Raw genomic sequence first — 21,310 nt, forward strand, 5'->3', positions numbered from 1 at the left:
AAGGATGAAATTAGCAACCAAGAAAAATGGCACTCGCGACGGTCTATTGATGGTCGTAAGTAAAGATCTTAAACAATGTGTAGCTGCAACCGAAATTTTCCATGCGATGCATCTAGCGCCAACCATGCAGGTAGCATTGGATAACTGGGACAGCGTGGCTTCTCAGTTACAAGAGTTATACACCTCGTTAAACAACGGGCATGTGACTGGCAGTGAAGTGTTTGCATCTCAGTATTGTGAATCACCTCTGCCACGCGCATATCAATGGGCGGATGGCAGTGCTTATGTAAACCATGTTGAACTGGTGCGTAAGGCGCGTGGTGCTGAAATGCCAGAAAGCTTCTGGGTTGATCCATTAATGTATCAAGGAGGCTCAGATGCGTTTATCGGCCCTCGTGACAATATCGAATTTGCCAGCGACGAGTGGGGCATCGATTTCGAAGGTGAGGTTGCGATTGTCACCGGTGATGTGCCTATGGGCGCTAGTGCTAAGCAGGCGCATGATTCGATTCGTCTGCTGATGTTAGTGAATGATGTGTCGCTGCGCGGCTTAATTCCGGCAGAGCTCGCCAAGGGCTTTGGCTTCTTCCAGTCTAAACCGTCTTCTGCGTTCTCTCCGGTTGCGGTAACACCTGATGAGCTTGGCGAGCAATGGAAAGGCAGTAAGGTACATTTACCGTTGATATCGACCTACAACGACCAGCCTTTTGGTTGTCCGAATGCCGGTGTAGATATGACCTTCAATTTTGCAGAGTTGGTTGTGCATGCAGCTAAAACTCGACCATTATCGGCAGGCGCGATCATAGGTTCAGGCACGGTATCGAATAAGCAAGGCACTGACCACGGCACCTCAATTGCCGAGGGCGGCGTGGGCTATTCATGCATTGCCGAGGTGCGCATGATTGAGACGATTCGCGATGGCAAACCTTCGACTCAATTCATGTCGTTTGGCGACTCGATTCGCCTAGAGATGTTTGATACGGCGGGTGATTCCATTTTTGGTGCGATTGACCAAAAAGTTAGCCAATATCGAGCGTTATAACCCATATTATAAAGATTCAGCTCGAGCGAGATCATTGTATGAATCAGAACATGACACTTTACGGTTATTGGCGCTCTTCGGCCGCCTATCGGGTGCGTATTGGATTGAACCTAAAGCAACTCGACTATGAGTCTAAATCGGTGCATTTGGTGCGTAATGGCGGCGAGCAGCATGATCCACAATATCGCGAGCTCAATGCCAGTGAATTAGTGCCGGTGCTGGTGGATGGTGAAGTTCAACTCAATCAGTCGCTGACGATCTTGCAATACTTGGACGAAAACTATTTGTGTGAGAGCAGCCCAGACGCCTTGTTGATTCCTGAGCAAACACCATTGCGCTATCAAGCGTTGGCTATGGCTCAGGATATTGCGATAGAAATTCACCCTCTGAACAACCTGCGCGTGTTGCAGTATTTGGAGCGGGAATTGTCGTGCGAGCAAGAGGCGAGAATGGACTGGCTTCATCATTGGATGAACCAAGGTTTCCGTGCTCTAGAAGAGAAACTGGCAAAGCACAGAAAAGCACACGGTGATTCGGTGTATAGCCTCACCGATTCACCATGCATTGTCGATATTTGCTTGGTGCCACAGGTGTATAACGCGCTGCGTTTTGGCGTTGATATGTCACCTTATCCGCTGATTAACTCAATTGTCGAAGCGTGTAATCAGTTACCCGCTTTTATCGACGCGATGCCAGAGAACCAAGCGGATGCGAATGAGTCCATGTAGATTCACTGATGTAAATGCAAATACTCTTCCCTTGCGCTGCCAAAACCGCTTCTTGAAAGAAGCGGTTTCCAACATTAAATATATTAAATACAGTTAGTGTGTGAATATTTATCTCGTTTAGAACTAATATGGATTTAATAAAAAGCCTTGTTATTAATTAAAAGGCTTTACCCCAAGGTTTTATATTAGTGGTGATTATCATTCGATAATATTAATAATAAAAAATACCTTCACCTTTAGTAATCAGAGTACCAGCTTCATTGGTGATTATTTTATCTAAATCAAATAATGAACCAATCGCCGCATTACCCAATCCAGCTTCAACGAACTTACAAACGGCATCAATTTTTGGCCCCATAGAACCAGTAGGGAATGAAAATTCTGCTAAACCAGCAGGCGTTGCTTGCTTCATTTCTGCTTGGTCTTCTTTACCATAGTTACGGAAAATCGAACCATCGGTTAAGATAATAAATAAGTCGGCATGGATTTTTTCAGCCAGTAATTCAGCCGTAAGGTCTTTGTCAATTACGCACTCTACGCCAGTACTCTTACCATGCTCAATACTCACGGGAACACCACCGCCGCCACAAGCGATAACAAGGTTTTCTGTATCTAGAAGAGTTTCAATTTGCTGAATTTCAACAATGCTTTTTGGCATAGGAGAAGGCACAACGCGACGGTAATACTCGCCATCAGCTTTAAACTGCATTGTGCTTTGAGCCATTAACTCTTTAGCTCGTTGCTCTGTATATACAGGGCCAACAAATTTAGTTGGGTTAGCAAACGCAGGGTCTTTTTTGCATACTTCAGTTTGCGTGACTAGCGTCGCTACGTCTAATTCAGGGTCAATGTTTCTTAGTTCTTGCTGTAACATATAGCCCACCATGCCACAGGTTTGAGAGCCGAGTACATCCATTGGATACGGGGTCGTCTCAGGCGAATATTCGTTATAAGCCGCGTTTTGTTCCATCAACAAACCTACTTGTGGGCCATTACCATGAACGATAACAATCTCATGCTCGCGTGCGATCGCGGCAATACTCGCCGCTGATTTGATTATATTTTCACGTTGGTTCTCAGCCGTTAATGCTTGGCCTCTTGCTAAAAGAGCGTTACCGCCTAAAGCTAATACTATGCGCATGATAATGTCTCCGATCATTTAATAATGATTTTATTTTACGTAGGGATTAACCGCTTGTTTCTAATTAAATTCAAGCTTATTAATAACAGTGACTAAGTTTTTAATCACTCTTAAGTAATTAACATACCGAGATAGTATGGGAAAATAATCGTCCTAAATGTGATAGTTATCAAATTATTATTTCACTAGAAATGGAGCTGTGGAAATAGGAGTTATTGCAATTCGATTAAATATCCATAAGCTTGGATACAATCTAGCGGTGGAGGCTTTTTTGGTATGAATGATTCGTCTTTAGTGAATATTATCTCTGGCTATAAAATGATTAATTTTCTATTTTTGTTTTAAATATGATGAGCAGATCGCATTAAGAGCTTTAGAAAAGGCACGAAGCCAAACTGATGAGAGGGTTCATGAGCTTTAATAGTGGCTTCGATTCGGTTTTCAATCGGCTGCCTTTACTCTAGGTGTTATCTGACAGCCAAATGAAAATCGGAGATAGTTAGCCACTTTCTAAGGCTCAACACTAAAGCGAAACAACACTCTTTATCTCTTCCAAAACCTCGGCGTTAGCGATAGCCCCGAGGTTTTCTACATTTTTGCCATTGATCACCTGTTTCACAGCCAACTCCACCAGTTTGCCAGAGCGTGTTTTTGGCACGTCGCTGATCGCAAATATCTGGCTTGGCACGTGTCTTGGCGAACAAGAGGATTTGAGTTTGCTTTTGATGGCTGTCAGTAACTTTTCATCTAAACTCACACCTTGCTGCAGCTGAACAAACAGCCATACCTGTTCATTGCGGTCGATGTTTTTACCGACTGCTATCGAATCGATGATGCCGTCAATGGTGTTCACTTTCTGATAGATTTCGGCCGTACCAATTCGCACGCCACCGGGGTTGAGTGTGGTGTCGCCTCGCCCGTAGAACAGGTAGCCGCCATGTTCGCTCTGTGCGACTTCATCACCGTGATGCCACACATTGTCGAACCTATCCCAATAGGTGCTGTGATAGCGCTCTCCGGTGTCATTCCAAAAGCCAGCGGGGAAGTTGGGTAGGGAGTTGGTGCATACTAATTCGCCACGTTCGTGATCGACCTTTTGACCAGACGAATTGAACACCTTGATGTCGACGCCGAGCCCGGCCTGTTGGCACTCACCGCGATACACAGGCGAGATTGGGTTACCCAAAACAAAGCAGCCACAAATATCCGTGCCGCCAGAAATCGACGCTAAATGCAGGTCTTGCTTGATGTGCTTGTAAACGTAATCGAACTGCTCTGGGTAAAGCACAGAACCCGTCGAGCACAGTGTTCTCAAATGAGGAAGCGAGTGACTGTCTATTGGCGAGAGTTCGGCTTTCTCAATCGCCTCTAAATACTTGGCTGAGGTGCCAAATGTCGATACGTCAGCACGCTGCGCTAAATCCCATAGAACGTTAGGTTGCGGGTAAACCGGGCTACCATCAAAGATAACCAAACAAGCACCGCTGGCGAGCGCAGATACGTGCCAGTTCCACATCATCCAACCACAAGTGGTGTAGTAGAACACGCGATCTCTTGGTTTAATATCGCAATGAAGCTGATGCTCTTTTAGGTGGTTGATGGTAGTGCCACCGACAGAATGCACTATACATTTGGGTTTGCCTGTGGTGCCGGAAGAGTAGAGTACAAACAACGGTTCATTGAAGCCGACACGAGTAAATCGAAGAGGTTTTGTCTGATAGTGATTAATGATGCTGTGCCAGCTTAGAATCGACACATCATGTTCAACTTTTTTCTTCTCTAAATCGCTCTTCTCTAAGTCATTACTCGGTTTCAAATAACCGATCTCACACACCTGTTTTAATTCGTTTAAGTGTTCGATGATTTCACGGTTCTTGCCCGCCATATCGAACGTTTTGCCATTGAAGGTGTAACCGTCACAGGTGAACAGCACCTTAGGTTTCACCTGTCCGAATCGCTCAATCACACTCTCTACTCCAAAATCAGGCGAGGTCGATGTCCAAATCGCGCCTAAGCTGGTGGCGGCTAGCATGGCTATCACGGTTTGTGGCAGATAGGGAGTATACGCAGCAACTATATCACCTTGTTTCACTCCGCTATCGACAAGCCATTGCTGAACACTAGAGACAGCTTCACACAGGGTTTCCCATGTATAACTCTGTTGTTCGCCACGTTCATTCTCAAACCAAATCGCAAGCTCATCAGGCATGGTGTGTGCCAAACGCAGCAAGTTCTCGGCGTAGTTTACTTGTGCATTGGGAAACCAAACCGCATCACGGTTCGATTTAGGCTGCTGCCAGCGGCTCCCACCTTGAGCTTTGATGGTCTCGCTTTCTGCCTTGTTAATAGAGTCTTGTGAGCCGACTACTCCACAAAACTGCCACACGTTTTGCCAAAACGATTCCGGCTGAACTACAGACCATTGGTGGAGTTCGACATAGTTTTTTACGTCCCTATCTAGGTTTAACCAAGACTGTTCAAGGCTATCGATGAATCGGGTTAAGTTGGCATTGGCGATACGCTGCTCGCTTGGCTGCCAAATGGGCTTATTGCTTCCGTGCATTCCTTTACCTTTAACAAAAAGTTAACGTTTTCAGTCTGGTATTTAGGTTTTACAAAGTCAAAAGTTCAGCAAAATAAGCGCTTGGTGGAATTGTGTAAATAAAATGTTACACGATCGCTTGTTTCGAAAAATCGCGCAAATTGGCGCTTATAAGGAGTGGAGATAGGCTTAAAGTGAGACATTCGAAAGGAGGAGTGTAATGACTCAATATCATTCTAAGCCCGTGAGCCAAGAGGGATGGGTTGAGTGGAGCCTCGAAGAAGACGCTATTTGGCACGACTTAGTGAAAAGGCAACTGGACGTGATTAATGACCGCGCATGCGATGCTTATTTGCACGGTTTGACCTTGCTGGATCTACCATTAGACAGAGTTCCCCAGCTGCCAGAGATAAATAAAGTGCTAATGGAAACAACCGGTTGGCAAGTTCAGCCTGTGCCTGCATTGATCGATTTCGACCGATTCTTTGATTTGCTCGCCAATAAGAAATTCCCAGTTGCGACATTTCTGAGAACGCGAGACGAGTTCGATTACTTACAAGAACCTGATTTCTTTCATGAAATTTTCGGCCATTGTGCCATGCTCACTAATGCCGATTTCGCGGCTTTCACTGAGCATTATGGAAAACTAGGCCAAGCCGCCACATCTAAACAGCGCGCTTATCTTGCCCGTTTGTATTGGTTTACGGTTGAGTTCGGTTTAGTAAAAGAAGGCCAACAACTGAAAATCTATGGCGGTGGCATTCTTTCGTCTCCAGCGGAAACTATGTATGCGTTGGGAGGGGATTTGGCCGTTCGCGAGCGGTTCGATCTGCAAACGGTTTTAAGAACGCCTTATCGTATCGACATCATGCAGCCGAAATATTACGTGATCGACGAGCTATCTGAGCTCTTTAAAATCAGTCAGGAAAACCTATTACAGCAAGCTGATCTCGCCATCGATGCGGGGTTACTACCACCACTTTTTGAACCCAAGGAACCAACACATGTTGAATGAACAAAAATGCGAAGCCTGCAGTATCGACGCGATTGCCCTAAGTGAAGATGAACAACAATCTTTACTGTTGGAGTTGTCAGACTGGCAGATCATCGAAAGAGACGGCATCCCGCAGCTTGAGAAAGTGTTTAAGTTTAAGAACTACAAACAAGCGTGGTCATTCAGCAACAAGGTGTCAGAATTGGCAGAAGAAGAGTTCCATCATCCTTCGATCTTATTGGAGTGGGGCAAAGTCACCGTCACTTGGTGGAGCCACTCAATCAAAGGCTTGCATAAGAATGATTTCATCTGCGCCTCACGCTGCGATGTGTTCGCGGTGAGTGAATAGTTTTGTAGGTTAGAAGTTACTCTTGCAACCTCTGTGATGCGATTAACTCATTATTCGGCTCATAATGTGAGTTGAATAATTGCCTTAAACAGCTCATAGTATGAGTTGAATAAGTGATATTTTCGCATCATGGGGCGTAATATGTGGATTTGGCAGCAAGATAATTGGCCAAACTTTGTTTGGGATAATCAGAGAATAGGCGTGAGGTTAAGAGAAGTTCGGCTTAATCAGGGCATTTTATTGGGTAAGATTACCTCCCAGTCGGCAGACCAATCCCAAACCATGCTCGACACCTTATTAGCGAACATAGTCCATTCCAGTGCGATTGAGGGAGAAAAGCTGAATGCCTTCTCTGTTCGTTCTTCTTTAGCCAACAAACTTGGCGTGAGTGAAGAGCGACCTTTTCCTACGACAGAACAAACCGATGGTTTAGCTGAAATTATGTTGGATGCGGTGCAGAACCTAACAGAGCCACTAGCGCTTGATAGGATCTTACATTGGCACGATAGGCTGTTTCCTCAAGGTTACACCATGTTTAACCCTGTAATCGGAGGTCAGCTAAGAGGTGATACTCCCATGCAAGTGGTATCGGGAAGAATTGACCGTCCGACCGTACATTTTGAAGCGCCTAGTCGAGACATTCTTGATGCTGAGCTAGATGCGTTTATCAAATGGTTTAATGATTCACTTACCGACGCCACACTCGATCCTCTATTGCGAGCCGCAATCACTCACCTTTGGTTTATCACCTTACACCCGTTAGATGATGGTAATGGTCGTATTACTCGATTGTTGACCGACTTGGCGTTAGCACAGGCCGAGCAGCAGTCGGTACGCTTCTATGCGATGTCGGTGGGAATTCTCGCTAACCGCAAGCATTACTACGAGATATTGGAGCGAACCCAGAAAGGGGGACTCGATATTAGCGAATGGTTGATGTGGTTCTTAGATACGTTAGACGAGACGTTTACAGGGGTTTTCGCTGAGGTCGACCAAACTGTATATAAGACCAACTATTGGCGCAGCATCGACCAAACCAAGCTTACAGCAGAGCAAGTAAAAGTGCTGAATAGGATGCTCGATGGTGATTTTTCAGAAGGTATCAATGCCAGCCAATATCAGAAAGTAGCAAAGGTGAGTAGTGCTACAGCAACACGTCATTTGAACGCTTTGATTGAGCATGGCTGCTTAGTTAAATCTGGTTCTGGCGGACGAAGCACCCGCTATCTGTTGCCGAAGTAGGGTCTATGCCTTTGATGTATCTCAGGGTAAGTTTGACCTAGCTATTAGCGACCACATCCCCCTGCTCTGCTTTCAATTTAGAGTATCAAAAACTCATAAATCTCAAAAGAATAATGTTATGCAACTGCAGTTCTATATTGGTATTATGATACTTTGATAAGCGTGATGAATCGAGTTAAATGATGCAGTTAGATGAGTATATTAAAGAGACGTTAGTACAGATAGTAAAAGGCGTGAATGATGCTGCTCAAGAGGTTTCTTCGTTAGGTGGCACTGTTAATCCTCATGCAACGTTTATTGATGTTGGTTTTGATGTACACCCTGAAAAGCCACCAAAGCAAACTATTAAATTTGATATAGCAATCCAAGTAAAAGAAAGCACTGATGTTGATGCTAGCGCAAAAGCCAAATTATCAGTTTTCTCTATCGGAGGCGGTATTAAAAACTTAGATGAATCAAACATTGCTCATAGAGTCACTTTTGAAGTTCCTTTAGACCTCCCTTGCCAAGCTTTTACTAATATAGAGTAAGCGTGTTAGTTATGCTGCTGCTTTTCTCGAAATGCAGCAGCATTGGCCATACAAAGATAACATTTACCCCTCTACTTTTTATCTTGTAACGGCTCTTTAGCCAAACACACTTTCCCAAACTAGCTTGACCTGCATCAGCGACTTGCTGCTTTCTCGTCCGACAACCCCCACTATTGCTCATAGTATTGGTTTTATGAGGCTGCTCTATGATATATTTCTCGGCCAAGCGTATTACAGACGAAGGCTAATAATGTCTATCAACCTTTCACTCCTTCCACCCAGTGAGAAAAATAAAATCGAACTGGATAAGCAAGCATCGTTTCTTGTATGGAAACTGAAGCAAGCGAAATGTGGCCCTGAAGCCATTGTTGAAGAAGCAATGAAGCTAGGTGACCCAGATGAAAAGGTGTGGTTTGAACAGTCTGTAGAAAAATACAAACGGGTAATGGGTGTTGCATAAACGCAGACAAACCTTGCCCAGCAGTGCTGTAGAATTGAAATGACACAGTAATTTGCTAGAATTTGCACCGTTAATTGAATCAGAGAGAAGATCCCGATGGGAAGAAGTTTTGAAGTGCGCAAGGCCTCAATGGCGAAAACTGCAGGCGCAAAAATTAAAGTTTATTCTAAATACGGTAAAGAGATTTACGTACTGGCTAAGAACGGCAGCTCTGACCCAGACATGAACCTACCTCTTAAGCACCTGATTGCTAAAGCGAAGAAAGACCAAGTACCAGCACACGTTATCGAAAAAGCGATCGATAAAGCGAATGGCGGCGGCGGTGAAGACTTCCAACCAGCTCGTTACGAAGGTTTTGGCCCAGGTGGCACAAGTGTAATCGTTGACTGTCTAACTGACAACGGCAACCGTACTTTCCAAGACGTTCGTCAATGTTTCGTTAAGACTGGCGCGAAAATCGGTGTTGAAGGTACTGTGTCTCACATGTTCGCTCACCAAGCTGTATTCCAGTTCAAAGGCGAAGATGACGAGATCATCCTAGAAACGCTAATGATGGAAGACGTAGACGTGACTGACGTTGAGCTAGAAGACGGTGTTATCACTGTATTCGCTCCAACGACTGAGTTCTTCAAAACGAAGACTGCACTAAACACTGCGTTCCCAGAGCTAACGCTAGACGTTGAGGAAATCACTTTCGTTCCTCAAACAACTACACCAGTAGCTGAAGAAGATTCTGAGAAGTTCCAGAAGTTCTTAGACATGCTTGACGACTGTGATGACGTTCAGCAGGTTTACCACAACGCTGAGCTGTAATCTTTACAGTAACAACAGTTATTAAAAAACCGAGCCTAGTGCTCGGTTTTTTTATGAACGTTATACCTGATTTTCCTTGATCATCGTTCCATAATGTACGGCTGACAAAGCGTTCTCTGGTCGCGATTTATCGCTGAACTTCATTATATTGTTCGTCTTATCCCGACATGAATCTGATTTAAGTACTCCCTGAGTATCATCGGGGTGATCGCCAAGCGTATTTAGTGTACAAAGAAAGAAAATATCAGCCAAAGGCTTTGACCCTGCTTATTGATGCATTGATTGAGAGTGTTCGATCTTTTCATAGCGATGGTTTGGTCAAATAAAAGGAGAAAGAAATGAAAGTAAGTTTTATCGGGCTAGGCGTTATGGGTTTCCCAATGGCAGGCCATCTAGTCAAAGCCGGTTTTGAAGTAACGGTATTTAACCGCACTCACAGCAAAGCGCTAGGCTGGGCTGATAAACACCAAGGTAAAGCGGCTGAATCTGTGGCTGAGTGTGTAGCGGAAGCTGACGTGGTATTGGTTTGTGTGGGTAACGATGACGACGTACGCAGCATGACAACCAGCGAAACAGGCGCATTGGCAGCGATGAAGCCAAACGCGATTCTTGTCGATCACACTACAACGTCTGCAGTTCTGTCTGAAGAGCTTGAAGTGGCAGCGAAGCAAGCCGGTATTCGCTTTATGGATGCACCTGTATCTGGTGGCCAAGCGGGCGCAGAAAATGGCGTGCTAACCATCATGTGTGGTGGCGAACAAGCGCTTTTCAACGACCTTCAACCTGTGTTCGAAGCTTACGGTAAGTCGTCAGTTCTTATGGGTAAAGTCGGCCAAGGCCAACGCGCGAAAATGGTTAACCAGATCTGCATTGCAGGAGTGTTGAATGGCTTATCTGAAGGCTTAGTGCTTGCTGAAAAATCAGGTTTGGATATCCCAACTCTGGTTGATTGCCTTAAAAACGGCGCTGCTGGCTCATGGCAGATGGAAAACCGTGCTACCACAATGGCACAAGACAAGTTCGATTTTGGCTTTGCAATTGATTGGATGATCAAAGACTTAGGTTTCTGTCTAGATGAAGCTGAGCGCCAAGGCATCCAGCTTCCACTGACTGAAAAGACCAACAACGCCTACAAGGCACTGTCTGCCGAAGGACAAGGCCGCATGGATACATCAGTATTGATGAAAGCCGTGGTTGAAGAGACAAAGAAGTAGAAAGATCGAAGTAATAGGAACTTCGTTTAGATAACTAAAAATAGCCGCGGATTAGCGGCTATTTTTTTGGTTTGAGCTCTGCCGAATGCGTTAATCCAAAATAAATCCCCTCCTAGCCTCCCCTTGATTCATATGTAGATCCCTTGCTGATCGTGGAGAGGGGAGGAATAGAACATCGATCGTTAAAAGTGTCGATATATGTTCAGTGCTAAAGAAAGTTCTCCCCCTCTGCTAAAGATCTAGAGATATTGATGAACCCAGATTGAGGGGGAGTTAGAGGGGGAGGTAACTATGGCTAATTATGCGAATAGTGTTCGTCTAGTTCCTATAAGGTTGAGACCCCACTCACACCGCCTCTCAACCATTCACTCCTCATTATTACCATTCGTCGCATTGGTAAAACTGCGCGACAAATTCTAGTTAACCTTTCAACGTCAACATTTGAAAGGGATTAGAAATTATGACTACTTCACACTCATTTAATTCAGGCTCTACAACTTCTGTGCTTAAGCGTTCATTACTGATTGCACTTGTTTCATTCGCACCCACTTTGGTGCAGGCCAACCCGAGTTCAGACGTGCTCGATATCTATAACCAAGCCGCGCAAGGCAATGAAGATTTGGTTGAGGTGGCGTATGAACGCCTTAACGAAACCTTACAACAAGACGGAGCGACACCACTGACCTTGGTTTACCTCGGAAGCACAGAAACCCTGATGGGGCGTGATGCGTTCTTACCTTGGAACAAGATGAAGTATGTGGAGAAAGGTTTATCAACCATTGATAAATCACTGGTGCTGCTAAAAGACGAAGACCAACCGATTCATGAGCAACCTCGTGTTCAAGGGCTGCCAGATTCTTACTTAACTCGCGCAATGGCCGCGGTGACTTACACCTCGCTACCAGACATGTTTAATCATTTCGATCGTGGTTATGACCTGTTCCTCTCGCTATTGGCTGAAGATGCTTTCCAGCAACAGCATTTCGCTGTGACATCGTGGATTTACCGTTATGCGATTGAGGCATCGATTCGTGCTGAAGACCTAACGCAAGCACAAGCGTGGCTAGAGCAAATGGAAACGGCCGATGCCGACAACATCGAAACGATGACTGCGAAGGCCCTAATAGCGAAAGCGAAATAAAGGGCATGGAAGCTAAACAGTTGGTTAGTAATCAGAGGAAAACGGGATGATTGAATTTAAAGATATCGGCAAAGCATATGTCACAGGCGGTCAACGTGTTGATGCATTAAACGGGGTCGATGGCCATATCCAGCGCGGTGAAATGGTGGCGTTGTGTGGCCCGTCGGGTTCTGGAAAAAGCACACTTTTGAATATTTTGGGTTTGTTGGATATGAGCTATCGAGGACAGATCAATATTGATGGCCAACCGTATCCGACAGAGCAAATCGCCGCTGCACGCTTTCGCCGTCAGTCGTTGGGTTTTGTATTTCAGCGCTTCAATCTGGTTCCAGTGATGACGGCACTTGAGAACGTGGCCTACCCATTGATGTTGAACCAATGTTCGAAACAAGAACAGCAGACCAGAGCACAAGACATGTTAGAGCGTGTTGGGCTAGGCGAATATGTACATCATCGCCCAGACAATCTTTCAGGTGGCCAGCAACAACGTGTCGCGATAGCCAGAGCGCTGATCCACAACCCAAGCTTAGTGATTGCTGATGAGCCGACTGCAAGCCTAGACAGTCACACCGCCAACCTGGTGATCGACATTATGAAAGAGCTTGGCCACGAAATGGGCACGACTTTTATTGTCGCAACGCACGACCCAAGAATGGCGCAGCGTTGTGACCGAGTGATTGAACTTATCGATGGACAACTGGCGCCACAAGCTGCAACTACGGAGGCGATCTCATGGGCAAGTTAACACAAAGAATGAGCACTTTTTTGCTTCCTACCTCGGTGCGTTTGGCGTGGCTTAATTTATTGAGAAATGGTCGACGCAGTCTGCTCTCGGTATTGATCATCGCAATTGCCGTATTTGCGATGACCTCGGCCGGAGGTTATGGGCTTTACACCTATGAATCTTTGCGTGAATCGACCGCGCGCGATACTGGTCATCTTACTTTGAGTACGCCGGGATATTTTGAACAAGACGAAGACATGCCGCTGAGCAATGGTCTCGATAATGTTCAAGCGCTAACCAAGAGCATCATTGGTGACAGTGATGTGCGTGGTGTGCAACCGCGAGTTTACTTCAGCGGCTTGGTGTCTAACGGCAGCAAATCGACCATTTTTATGGGAACGGGTGTCAATGAGCGTGAGTTCGACATGAAAGGTCCTTTCTTAGATGTGCGCAGCGGTCAGACCCTCTCGGATGTGAAATCGCCAAGATACGACAGCCAAGAGCCACAAGTGATGCTGGGAACTGACCTTGCTCGTAATCTCAAAGTTGCCGTTGGCGATTGGGTGACACTGCTCGCGACTACCAGTGACGGCGCATTGAACGCTTTTGATTTTAAGGTGCAGGGTATTTACTCGACAGGAGTGCCTGAGCTGGATAAGCGTCAGTTATACGTACACATCATCACTGCCCAAGAGCTTTTAGCGTCAGACAAAGTCAGTACCTTGTCGGTGTTTCTATTTGAAACAAGCAAGACCTCGACCGTTCAACAGCGTATCCAAACAGCTTTAGATCGAAATAGTGCGAGCCAAAGCGATCAAGGCACAGAGATCGAGATCACCCCGTGGCAAGATCGCGCGTTTTTCTACACCAAGGTGAAAGATCTTTACGACCGGATCTTCGGCATCATGGGCGCGGTGATGGCATTGGTAGTGTTTGTGTCGTTGTTTAACACCATGACCATGTCGGTGACCGAGCGTACTCGTGAAATTGGCACCTTGTCGGCACTAGGCAGTTACCCGTCTGAAATCGTCGCAGGTTTCTTAAAAGAGGCGGGATTGTTGGCTGTGATTGGCAGCGCGATCGGCGCGTTAGTGAGTGGCTTCGTGTCGGTGTTATTGCTGGTGGTGGATATCCAAATGCCACCACCTCCCGGCAGAACCGAGGGTTACCCACTCAACATTTACTTCTCATTGGAATTAGTTGGTTACGCCACTTTAGGTGTGTTGACGATCTGTTTGCTAGCTGCTTATTTTTCTGCTCGCAAAGGCGTGAATAAGCCAATCACGGAGGCGCTGGTTTATGTATAAATTTACTCGTTCACTCACTGTTTTAGGTTCTGTATTGGTTTTGGTTCTAGCATCGACACCAAGCTGGGCAGTCGATTCACAACAAGTCACAGAGATGATCGCCAAGGCGGATAGCTATCGCTTGAACAGCGAACAGGCGTCTAAAGTGGTTTCTCTGGTCGCGCTATATCAAGACGAGCAACTAGACAAAACCCGCGAATACAACGTCTACACAAGACCAAACCGAGAGTCGCTGGTCGTGTTCAAGTCGGCGGTCGAGGCGGGTCAAAAGATGCTGATGATAGAGGACAACTATTGGTTACTGATGCCGAAATCGCGCCGACCTATCCGAATCACACCAATGCAGAAACTCTTGGGTGAAGCTTCGGTAGGGGACATTTCGACGCTCACTTGGAGCGAAGATTACCAAGGTAAGTGGGTTGCCGAGCAACAGGTTGAGAGGTCGACTGGCGAGACACTCGATACTTATCATCTAAAGCTAACGGCGAAAACCAAGGGTGCCAGCTATCAATCGATTGATCTGTGGTTAACGGCAGACCGAGCGTTTCCTGTTAAAGCGGATCTGTATCTGCGTTCAGGTAAGTTAGCCAAGCAAGCTTGGTTTACTGAAGGCGTGCGAGATGGCTTGCCAAGTGTAGTTTCGATGACTTTGCTCGATAAGATTCAACCAAGTAAGAAAACCGTGATTGAGTACCGCGAGGTAAGCGAACAAGCTTTAGCGGACAAATACTACAACCCTGCTTACTTATCACGTAATAGCGTGTCTGGGCTTTAGGTGGGTGCCATGAAAGCTTCTAGTCGTCGATTCCACATTAAGCCTTTAATCGCTAGCTTTCTTGCATTGTCTTGTGTGAGTAACACGACTCAAGCGGACGATCTGAGCCTAGCGTGGGACTGGCAACTGAGTGCTGAAGCCGTTGAATCGCGAGAGTCGCCATTTAGCCCTTTTGCATCTGATAATCGTCAGTCACTCAATGGTTTGTTGGATCTTGAAGTTGGATATGGCAATTGGCTTGGCCTGTTTGCCGTGAAAGCCAATGATATTTTGACTAATACTCCTCAAGACCAAGACGCGAGCTTTGAATCGGAATTCATTGCGCGCGAGCTGTTTTGGCAAGGTGGTGTTGAACTGTCTAATTCAGCGTTCGGTGATCACTACCTTGATGTGACACTCGGTAAGGTTCGCCTAGATTGGGGTGTTGGTTATGGCTATCGACTGTTAGACATCATCAAACCTTATCGACAAAACCCAGTGGGCATTGTCGCAGAAGAGGGCGCAGGTGTTGCCTCGGCGTCACTGTTCGATATGACGGGCGAATGGACACTGCTTTACAGCGATTCGTCATGGACTTCCCAAGACGTAAATGAATTCGAAAAGCAGAATCAGCAACAAGGCTTTGGGATACGTCGTTACAATCTGGTTGGCGACCACGAATATCAGTGGGTCGCTTATTACGACGATGTACGCCATGGCTTACTTGGGGCGAGTTTAGTGTCGGTGTTGAATCTCGCTTGGGAGTTTCATGGCTCGGTGGTTTATCAGCGACAAAGCCTTGGCTACAGTCAGCCGGATTCAATGCTTAAACCGGTTTATCTTGAAGAGCAGGGCGAGGCTTATCAAGCGTTAGCAGGATTAACATGGGCCAATGACACGGGCCATAATGTGGTGCTGGAATACTGGTTTGATAGCCGTGCTTGGAGTCATTCTGAGTGGCAAAGCGCGATAGAAAGTGCAGAGTCTTTGTCGGTTAATCCGATGACATCTTCGTTGGTAGGTTCTTATGCGCAAGGCTATCAACACGCCAATTTGGTTCAACACAACCTCATGTTTCACTGGTCTTTGGACTCGACACATGGCTGGCTTGAAGATATCACGCCAACATTTGATGTCATGCTGTCTCCACAAGACGGTGGCTTTATTGCTACGCAGTGGCTCAATTATCAGGCTTTCGATAATGGCGATTCATCGTTGGAATTGGAACTTGCTGCACGCTTTCTAGGCGGTAAAAGTGATTCTGCTTACGCCAACTTACCGGATAGTCATATGATTCTTTTAAATATCAAAGGACGATTTTAATGGACACTTCTTCAAACAGTCGCTTTTCATGGATTAAAAGCTTCGCGTTCACTACGCTATTTTGCGTTCTTATTGCAATTACAACCAATACGATTTGGGGAGGCGGGTTTACGCTTAACTTGGCCATCAGCTTCGGCTTTGGCTACAGCGCAGTTGGCTCTTCGTTTGTGTTGGTTGAACTATTCAAAAGGAAATCAAAGGCATTTGATGTAGGGGTATCAATGGTGATTGCAATGACCCTTGGTACCTTGAATGCACACTATTGGTTGAACGGCTTTTTCGGCTCTAACCTTTCCGATCTTAAGTCTGTGATTCTGCTTGGTGTGATCTTTTGTTCCGTTTGTTATTACTATTTCTACACAAGAGAGCAGCAGCTACGTGCCGATAATGAATTAGAGGTGGCGAAGCGTCGCCAATCTGATCAAGAAAAGGTCGTTGTACTTAGCCAGTTAAAACAGCTGCAAAGCCAAATTGAGCCGCACTTCCTGTTCAACACGCTTGCGACCATCAATGTATTGATTGAGAGTGACAGCGCGAAAGCCAAGTTGATGCTCGAAAAACTGACTGACTTATTGCGTGTAACTCTGAAAAACAGCCGCACTGAACAATCGACCATCGCACAAGAGGTCGACTTGTTAGACGCTTATCTTAATATCCAAAAGATACGCTTGGGTGAGCGCTTAACGTTCTCGATTGAAACACACGAGATTAGCGATTTGCAGGTGATTCCACCGTTCTTGATTCAACCTTTGGTCGAGAATGCACTCACGCACGGCATCGAGCCCAAAGCCGCTGGTGGCCAAGTGAATATTCGTATTACTCAACAAGCACAGCAGCTAAAAATTGAAGTGGCTGATAATGGCGCTGGGTTGAAAACGCCTTCTGCGAATACGGGTCACGGTGTTGGGTTAAGCAATATTCGTCAAAGAATCGAAACCCTGTATGGTGATAAGGCGAGCCTAACGATTACTGAACACGCTGAAGGCGGGGTAGTCTCGACGATCTTGTTACCGTTGACTGAGGCAGCCGCCTAGAATTACAGATCAGAAAACACCGAACAGTGACGCAAAATAGACGATTTACAGTGTGAATTTAAAGGACTAACCATGAACAACCCAACAGTACAGCCGAGCGTAACGGCGATAATCGCAGACGATGAAGCACTGTTAAGGCACCACTTAGACAAGAGCCTTGCTGAGGTTTGGCCGGAGTTAGAAATCGTCAGTAAAGAACAAAACGGTTTGGAGGCGATGGAGAGTATTCAGCAGCTTAAGCCCGACGTGGCTTTTCTCGATATTCGTATGCCGGAACTGGATGGTATCTCTCTGGCGAAACAACTCAACAAGTTAGATTCACCGCCATTGATTGTGTTTATCACGGCTTATGACGAATACGCGGTCAAAGCTTTTGATCACAATGCGATGGACTACCTGCTTAAGCCAATCAATGAAGAGCGTTTACTGGCCACATGTCAGAAAGTGCAAGCGCGTCTGTCGAGCAATCAAACACAAACAGGTACCACGCCAGAACAGCCCGATATCACGGCGTTAATGGCTCAGCTTCAACAACTATCCCAGTCGACGTCACAGCAAACGCAGCCTCCTTATCTATCGGAGAAAAAGTATCTCACATGGCTCAAAGCCAGTGTAGGGGAAGACATTCACCTAATCGCCGTCGATGATGTCGCTTACTTCAAAGCAGAAGACAAGTACGTGTCTATATTTAAGAAGGGTCAAGGGGGATCGCTAGAGGAGTATATTCTTCGCGTGTCACTAAAAGAGTTGATAGCGCAACTCAATCCTGATGAGTTTTGGCAAATCCACCGTTCAGTGGTAGTGAAAGTTTCCGCCATTGATAAGGTGAAGAAAGGGCTCTCAGGTCAGATGTCGGCGTATGTGTCAGGGGAAAAGCTACCGATCAGCCGTGCCTCGCAAGCGTTGTTTAAGGGTATGTAGCGTACGAGCAAAAGGCGCGACATATCACCTTTATAATTGATTCATGTAATTTATAAATTAAACACTTTCATATTTATATCGAGTGACTCTAAAATTTTAGTCGTTTGATTTAATGGCGAATTATTACACTTTGGCGATCGGATATATTGAAGCAAAGCCCTTCAAAGAGATCGTTATGAAAGCATACTATTTAGTCGTCGTATTGAGCTCCACATTGCTAGGTTGCAGTTCTACTCCTCATCAACAAACGTTATTGAAATCCGATCCATATTGGGTCACAGGTGAATTAGATAACGGTTTAACCTACCACGTTTACCCTGACCGAGAACAACCAGTATCGGTACGCTTACTTGTGCATGCCGGCTCTTTTCAAGAGAGCGATCAACAAAAAGGTTATGCCCATTTTGTTGAGCACATGGCGTTTAATGGCAGCAACAATTTTTCAGGGAATGATGTAGTAGAGTTATTTGAGCAATCTGGTGCTAGCTTTGGCGCTGACTTAAATGCTTATACCTCTTATCAAGAAACCCTCTATAAGTTAGATCTACCCGACAACAAGAATCTAGATAAAGCGTTGGCATGGTTTAGAGATATTGGCGATGGTTTACTGCTGTCCGGCGCTGAGATCGAAAAAGAGAAAGGGGTGATATTAGGAGAATTTCGACACACACGAGTTGAAAATAAGCCTCTCTCATTTAAATTCTACGATCATATGGTTGAAGGCACGAATTACCAAACCAACGATCCCATTGGCAATAAAGAATCCGTTTCTAATGCGAATGTTCAAGAGTTAAATAACTATTACCAAACCTGGTATCAACCTCAGTTAGCCGAGGTGATTGTCTCTGGTGATATCACTCTGGCAGAAGTGATCCCTTTGATTGAAGAAACTTTCTCTGATTGGCAAAGAGGCACAACACCGGTTCCCGTGAAGAACACGTCAGCGGATTACAATACTCAAGATTTTGTGGCGTATGGAGCTGGGAGCGAGCCACCGAGCATCGGGATAGTGATTGAGCGTGGGCAAAGAGTGACACAGAGCCATGAGCAACAACATCAGCTTTGGCTAGATGATATTGCTCAACAACTCATCCAACAAAGGTTGAATTCAGATTTTGTTGACGCTGCATTGCCAGTGCAATGGGTTGCTTCGACTCCCTATTTCTTAGAGTACCAAAGGTATTCCATTACTACGGTTGGCTTTCCTATCGATAGTCGAGAGCAAAGCCAGCAGCAGTTTATTTCTACTCTCGCCTCATTGCGTGATTATGGTGTGAGCGAATATGAATTCACGAGTGTGATACAGCAATACCAAGCTAACCTTGATGACATTCAAGCTAACTGGGAGAGAATGGACGCAGTAGCTCATGCTGACGGTAAGTCGACGGCGCTGGTGATTAACCAAACGGTTCAATCACAGCTTGATTATAAGTCGAGCTTGAAAGAGTTTCTTTCGAGTACGGATCTAGAAGCCGTAAATGATAATTTAGATGATTTACTTTCTAGTCCATATATTTTGGGATTAGGTTTATCGTCTAAAGAAGACTTGCAGGCAATGAATAACGAGCTAAAAGATGTCAGAAAAGCCTATAAAAAGACAGGTAACAGACCATTGCTCGTTACTGCAAGCTCGGCGTTTAGTGTACCAGCGTCTCAAGGTGAAATTGTAAAACAAGTTCAGGTGAGTGACGATCCTAATTTGAAGCAATGGACACTAAGCAACGGCATTGAAGTTTTGTATCTCCGTAACTCTGAGGCTGGTAATAGTGTTGGGGTTTACTATGCAAGTGAGGGGGGAAAAGCGGCGCTGAGTCCTTCGCTGTTTCCTGCTGTAGAGATTGCTCTGCCAGCTTCGATTCGTAGTGGTGTTGGTAAATTTAGTGGTTCGGAGTTCACCGCTCACTTGAGACGCGAAGACATTGAAATCTACCCCTTTATCAACTTTACTCATCATGGTTTAGAAATAAGCGCCAAGAAAAAGACGCTTGCAGAGGGTTTAGCTGCGCTCCATACCATTGTAACCGAACCTAAAGTAGACAGTGCCCAGCTTGAGGCTGTGAAGTCTGAATTTGCTCAAGATCGTACAGCATATTTAGAAACACCAGTTGGTCAGTTTATTCAGATGGTTAATCGCAATAGCTATCAAACAAGCAGCCGTCACATGATGCTTGAAAGTGACGATATTAAAGCTGTCACGTCGCAAGATATACTAGACGTACAGCATCAACTCTTTCAAAAATTAAGAGACAATACATTGGTTATTGTTGCTGATATTAACCCCGCTGAAATTAAGCCTCTTGTGCGTCAATACGTTGCATCGTTGCCATTAGAAGCCGCTGTGTCTCCTGATTATCAGGTGGCTTATAGTCCTGATTCGAAAGAACGAATGGATATATCCGTCAATAATGAAGACAGCAGTCAGTATTTATTGCGTGTGATTTCCCAGCAAGCTCGGGATCAAACCGCAAAAGATGTGTTTATGGACGATATGCTTCAGCGCGTGTTGTCGAGCCGTTTAACGGCTTATGTTCGTGAAGAGTTAGGTTTGGATTATGCGCCTTATGTGTACTCGGTTGCACAAGACAGTGAGCCGAGTCATGACTGGTTAATCGGCTCTTTAACGGCTCCAGAAAACTCAGATAAAATTGAACAGGCGATTGATAAGGTCATTGCTGAAGCGGCAAAAGGGATTTCTGAAGATGAGACTCGGACGGCCGCTAAGCAGCTTGTAGCGGACCTTACTCCACTTAAATATAAGCCTACCGAACAAGCTTGGTTTATTTCTCGTTATTTGATTCATGACTATGGTTTTGAGGTGTTGTTCGACCTGCAGGGGACGGCAGACTCAATTTCTAGTCAAGACATGACAGAGTATGCGAAAGAAATTTTTGGTGATAACAGCTATCAGCTGAAGAATTTGTTAAGCCCACAAGGTTAGGTCTAGTTAGGTGAGTGGTTTTCTTGAAAGCCGCTTCTACTTTTTATATGTGGATTCACTTACAAGCCAAATGTTCAAGCATTTGGCTTTTTTTTATTGCACTGACAAGCGAG

Annotated in this window: 19 protein-coding genes and 1 pseudogene; 18 read left to right on the top strand and 2 right to left on the bottom strand. The window is 45.4% G+C overall.

Annotated elements, in window-relative coordinates:
• The first annotated feature begins 4 nt into the window (after window positions 1-4).
• Entirely contained in the window at window positions 5-1,042 is a 1,038-nt protein-coding gene (locus LMH68_RS16825; RefSeq protein WP_229647576.1) for a fumarylacetoacetate hydrolase family protein, read from the top strand.
• A gap of 38 nt (window positions 1,043-1,080) precedes the next feature.
• Window positions 1,081-1,770 carry a maleylacetoacetate isomerase gene (maiA, locus tag LMH68_RS16830; protein ID WP_229647575.1) on the top strand — a complete coding sequence of 230 codons (690 nt, stop codon included), beginning with the start codon at window positions 1,081-1,083 and terminating at the stop codon, window positions 1,768-1,770.
• A gap of 211 nt (window positions 1,771-1,981) precedes the next feature.
• On the opposite strand, the gene LMH68_RS16835 is transcribed toward maiA, so the two are convergent.
• On the bottom strand, window positions 1,982-2,911 hold the full coding sequence (locus tag LMH68_RS16835) for a carbamate kinase (protein WP_229647574.1): 930 nt from the start codon (window positions 2,909-2,911) through the stop codon (window positions 1,982-1,984).
• A gap of 523 nt (window positions 2,912-3,434) precedes the next feature.
• Window positions 3,435-5,474, bottom strand: a complete 2,040-nt coding sequence (locus tag LMH68_RS16840; protein WP_229647573.1) for an acetoacetate--CoA ligase — start codon at window positions 5,472-5,474, stop codon at window positions 3,435-3,437.
• A gap of 199 nt (window positions 5,475-5,673) precedes the next feature.
• Between LMH68_RS16840 and phhA the strand changes: the two genes are divergently transcribed.
• From phhA to LMH68_RS16920, 16 genes and pseudogenes are all read left to right on the top strand, one after another.
• Entirely contained in the window at window positions 5,674-6,468 is a 795-nt protein-coding gene (phhA, locus tag LMH68_RS16845; protein ID WP_017065113.1) for a phenylalanine 4-monooxygenase, read from the top strand.
• On the top strand, window positions 6,458-6,796 hold the full coding sequence (locus LMH68_RS16850) for a 4a-hydroxytetrahydrobiopterin dehydratase (RefSeq protein WP_229647572.1): 339 nt from the start codon (window positions 6,458-6,460) through the stop codon (window positions 6,794-6,796). Before phhA ends, LMH68_RS16850 begins: the two co-directional genes overlap by 11 nt.
• A gap of 141 nt (window positions 6,797-6,937) precedes the next feature.
• Window positions 6,938-8,038, top strand: a complete 1,101-nt coding sequence (locus LMH68_RS16855; RefSeq protein ID WP_229647571.1) for a Fic family protein — start codon at window positions 6,938-6,940, stop codon at window positions 8,036-8,038.
• 179 nt (window positions 8,039-8,217) lie between these two features.
• Entirely contained in the window at window positions 8,218-8,568 is a 351-nt protein-coding gene (locus LMH68_RS16860) for a hypothetical protein (RefSeq protein ID WP_229647570.1), read from the top strand.
• A gap of 250 nt (window positions 8,569-8,818) precedes the next feature.
• Window positions 8,819-9,028 (top strand): DUF3283 family protein, encoded by a 210-nt coding sequence (locus LMH68_RS16865; protein WP_008216860.1) that lies wholly within the window; start codon window positions 8,819-8,821, stop codon window positions 9,026-9,028.
• Between the two features lie 96 nt (window positions 9,029-9,124).
• Entirely contained in the window at window positions 9,125-9,841 is a 717-nt protein-coding gene (locus LMH68_RS16870) for a YebC/PmpR family DNA-binding transcriptional regulator (protein ID WP_010432326.1), read from the top strand.
• Between the two features lie 161 nt (window positions 9,842-10,002).
• Window positions 10,003-10,167 (top strand): annotated as a pseudogene (locus tag LMH68_RS16875) (LysR family transcriptional regulator); the annotation flags it as partial.
• 12 nt (window positions 10,168-10,179) lie between these two features.
• A complete protein-coding gene (locus tag LMH68_RS16880) occupies window positions 10,180-11,055 on the top strand; it encodes an NAD(P)-dependent oxidoreductase (protein ID WP_102428112.1) in 876 nt (291 codons plus the stop codon).
• Window positions 11,056-11,515: 460 nt separating this feature from the next.
• The gene (locus LMH68_RS16885) at window positions 11,516-12,196 is read left to right on the top strand and encodes a hypothetical protein (protein WP_229647569.1); all 681 of its coding nucleotides are present in this window, start codon (window positions 11,516-11,518) and stop codon (window positions 12,194-12,196) included.
• Window positions 12,197-12,242: 46 nt separating this feature from the next.
• A complete protein-coding gene (locus tag LMH68_RS16890; RefSeq protein WP_229647568.1) occupies window positions 12,243-12,941 on the top strand; it encodes an ABC transporter ATP-binding protein in 699 nt (232 codons plus the stop codon).
• A complete protein-coding gene (locus LMH68_RS16895) occupies window positions 12,929-14,227 on the top strand; it encodes an ABC transporter permease (RefSeq protein WP_229647567.1) in 1,299 nt (432 codons plus the stop codon). Before LMH68_RS16890 ends, LMH68_RS16895 begins: the two co-directional genes overlap by 13 nt.
• The gene (locus LMH68_RS16900) at window positions 14,220-15,002 is read left to right on the top strand and encodes an outer membrane lipoprotein-sorting protein (RefSeq protein WP_017065102.1); all 783 of its coding nucleotides are present in this window, start codon (window positions 14,220-14,222) and stop codon (window positions 15,000-15,002) included. The genes LMH68_RS16895 and LMH68_RS16900 overlap by 8 nt, the downstream gene beginning before the upstream one ends.
• A 9-nt stretch (window positions 15,003-15,011) precedes the next feature.
• Entirely contained in the window at window positions 15,012-16,304 is a 1,293-nt protein-coding gene (locus LMH68_RS16905; protein ID WP_229647566.1) for a hypothetical protein, read from the top strand.
• Window positions 16,304-17,338: a sensor histidine kinase gene (locus LMH68_RS16910; RefSeq protein ID WP_229647565.1), complete on the top strand. Its 1,035-nt coding sequence runs from the start codon at window positions 16,304-16,306 to the stop codon at window positions 17,336-17,338. Before LMH68_RS16905 ends, LMH68_RS16910 begins: the two co-directional genes overlap by 1 nt.
• 72 nt (window positions 17,339-17,410) lie before the next feature.
• Window positions 17,411-18,259, top strand: coding sequence for a LytR/AlgR family response regulator transcription factor (locus LMH68_RS16915; protein ID WP_229647564.1), 849 nt, complete (start codon window positions 17,411-17,413; stop codon window positions 18,257-18,259).
• 175 nt (window positions 18,260-18,434) lie between these two features.
• Window positions 18,435-21,197: a M16 family metallopeptidase gene (locus LMH68_RS16920; protein ID WP_229647563.1), complete on the top strand. Its 2,763-nt coding sequence runs from the start codon at window positions 18,435-18,437 to the stop codon at window positions 21,195-21,197.
• The last annotated feature ends 113 nt before the right edge of the window (window positions 21,198-21,310 follow it).

This window comes from Vibrio sp. F13, from assembly GCF_020806305.2.
Classification (GTDB): Bacteria; Pseudomonadota; Gammaproteobacteria; order Enterobacterales; family Vibrionaceae; genus Vibrio; species Vibrio crassostreae_C.

Excerpts from the sequence above, each read along its gene's own strand:
- LMH68_RS16825 (WP_229647576.1), top strand. The coding sequence starts at position 5 with ATGAAATTAGCAACCAAGAAAAATGGCACTCGCGACGGTCTATTGATG.
- maiA (WP_229647575.1), top strand. The coding sequence starts at position 1,081 with ATGAATCAGAACATGACACTTTACGGTTATTGGCGCTCTTCGGCCGCC.
- LMH68_RS16835 (WP_229647574.1), bottom strand. The coding sequence starts at position 2,911 with ATGCGCATAGTATTAGCTTTAGGCGGTAACGCTCTTTTAGCAAGAGGC.
- LMH68_RS16840 (WP_229647573.1), bottom strand. The coding sequence starts at position 5,474 with ATGCACGGAAGCAATAAGCCCATTTGGCAGCCAAGCGAGCAGCGTATC.
- phhA (WP_017065113.1), top strand. The coding sequence starts at position 5,674 with ATGACTCAATATCATTCTAAGCCCGTGAGCCAAGAGGGATGGGTTGAG.
- LMH68_RS16850 (WP_229647572.1), top strand. The coding sequence starts at position 6,458 with ATGTTGAATGAACAAAAATGCGAAGCCTGCAGTATCGACGCGATTGCC.
- LMH68_RS16855 (WP_229647571.1), top strand. The coding sequence starts at position 6,938 with ATGTGGATTTGGCAGCAAGATAATTGGCCAAACTTTGTTTGGGATAAT.
- LMH68_RS16860 (WP_229647570.1), top strand. The coding sequence starts at position 8,218 with ATGATGCAGTTAGATGAGTATATTAAAGAGACGTTAGTACAGATAGTA.
- LMH68_RS16865 (WP_008216860.1), top strand. The coding sequence starts at position 8,819 with ATGTCTATCAACCTTTCACTCCTTCCACCCAGTGAGAAAAATAAAATC.
- LMH68_RS16870 (WP_010432326.1), top strand. The coding sequence starts at position 9,125 with ATGGGAAGAAGTTTTGAAGTGCGCAAGGCCTCAATGGCGAAAACTGCA.
- LMH68_RS16880 (WP_102428112.1), top strand. The coding sequence starts at position 10,180 with ATGAAAGTAAGTTTTATCGGGCTAGGCGTTATGGGTTTCCCAATGGCA.
- LMH68_RS16885 (WP_229647569.1), top strand. The coding sequence starts at position 11,516 with ATGACTACTTCACACTCATTTAATTCAGGCTCTACAACTTCTGTGCTT.
- LMH68_RS16890 (WP_229647568.1), top strand. The coding sequence starts at position 12,243 with ATGATTGAATTTAAAGATATCGGCAAAGCATATGTCACAGGCGGTCAA.
- LMH68_RS16895 (WP_229647567.1), top strand. The coding sequence starts at position 12,929 with ATGGGCAAGTTAACACAAAGAATGAGCACTTTTTTGCTTCCTACCTCG.
- LMH68_RS16900 (WP_017065102.1), top strand. The coding sequence starts at position 14,220 with ATGTATAAATTTACTCGTTCACTCACTGTTTTAGGTTCTGTATTGGTT.
- LMH68_RS16905 (WP_229647566.1), top strand. The coding sequence starts at position 15,012 with ATGAAAGCTTCTAGTCGTCGATTCCACATTAAGCCTTTAATCGCTAGC.
- LMH68_RS16910 (WP_229647565.1), top strand. The coding sequence starts at position 16,304 with ATGGACACTTCTTCAAACAGTCGCTTTTCATGGATTAAAAGCTTCGCG.
- LMH68_RS16915 (WP_229647564.1), top strand. The coding sequence starts at position 17,411 with ATGAACAACCCAACAGTACAGCCGAGCGTAACGGCGATAATCGCAGAC.
- LMH68_RS16920 (WP_229647563.1), top strand. The coding sequence starts at position 18,435 with ATGAAAGCATACTATTTAGTCGTCGTATTGAGCTCCACATTGCTAGGT.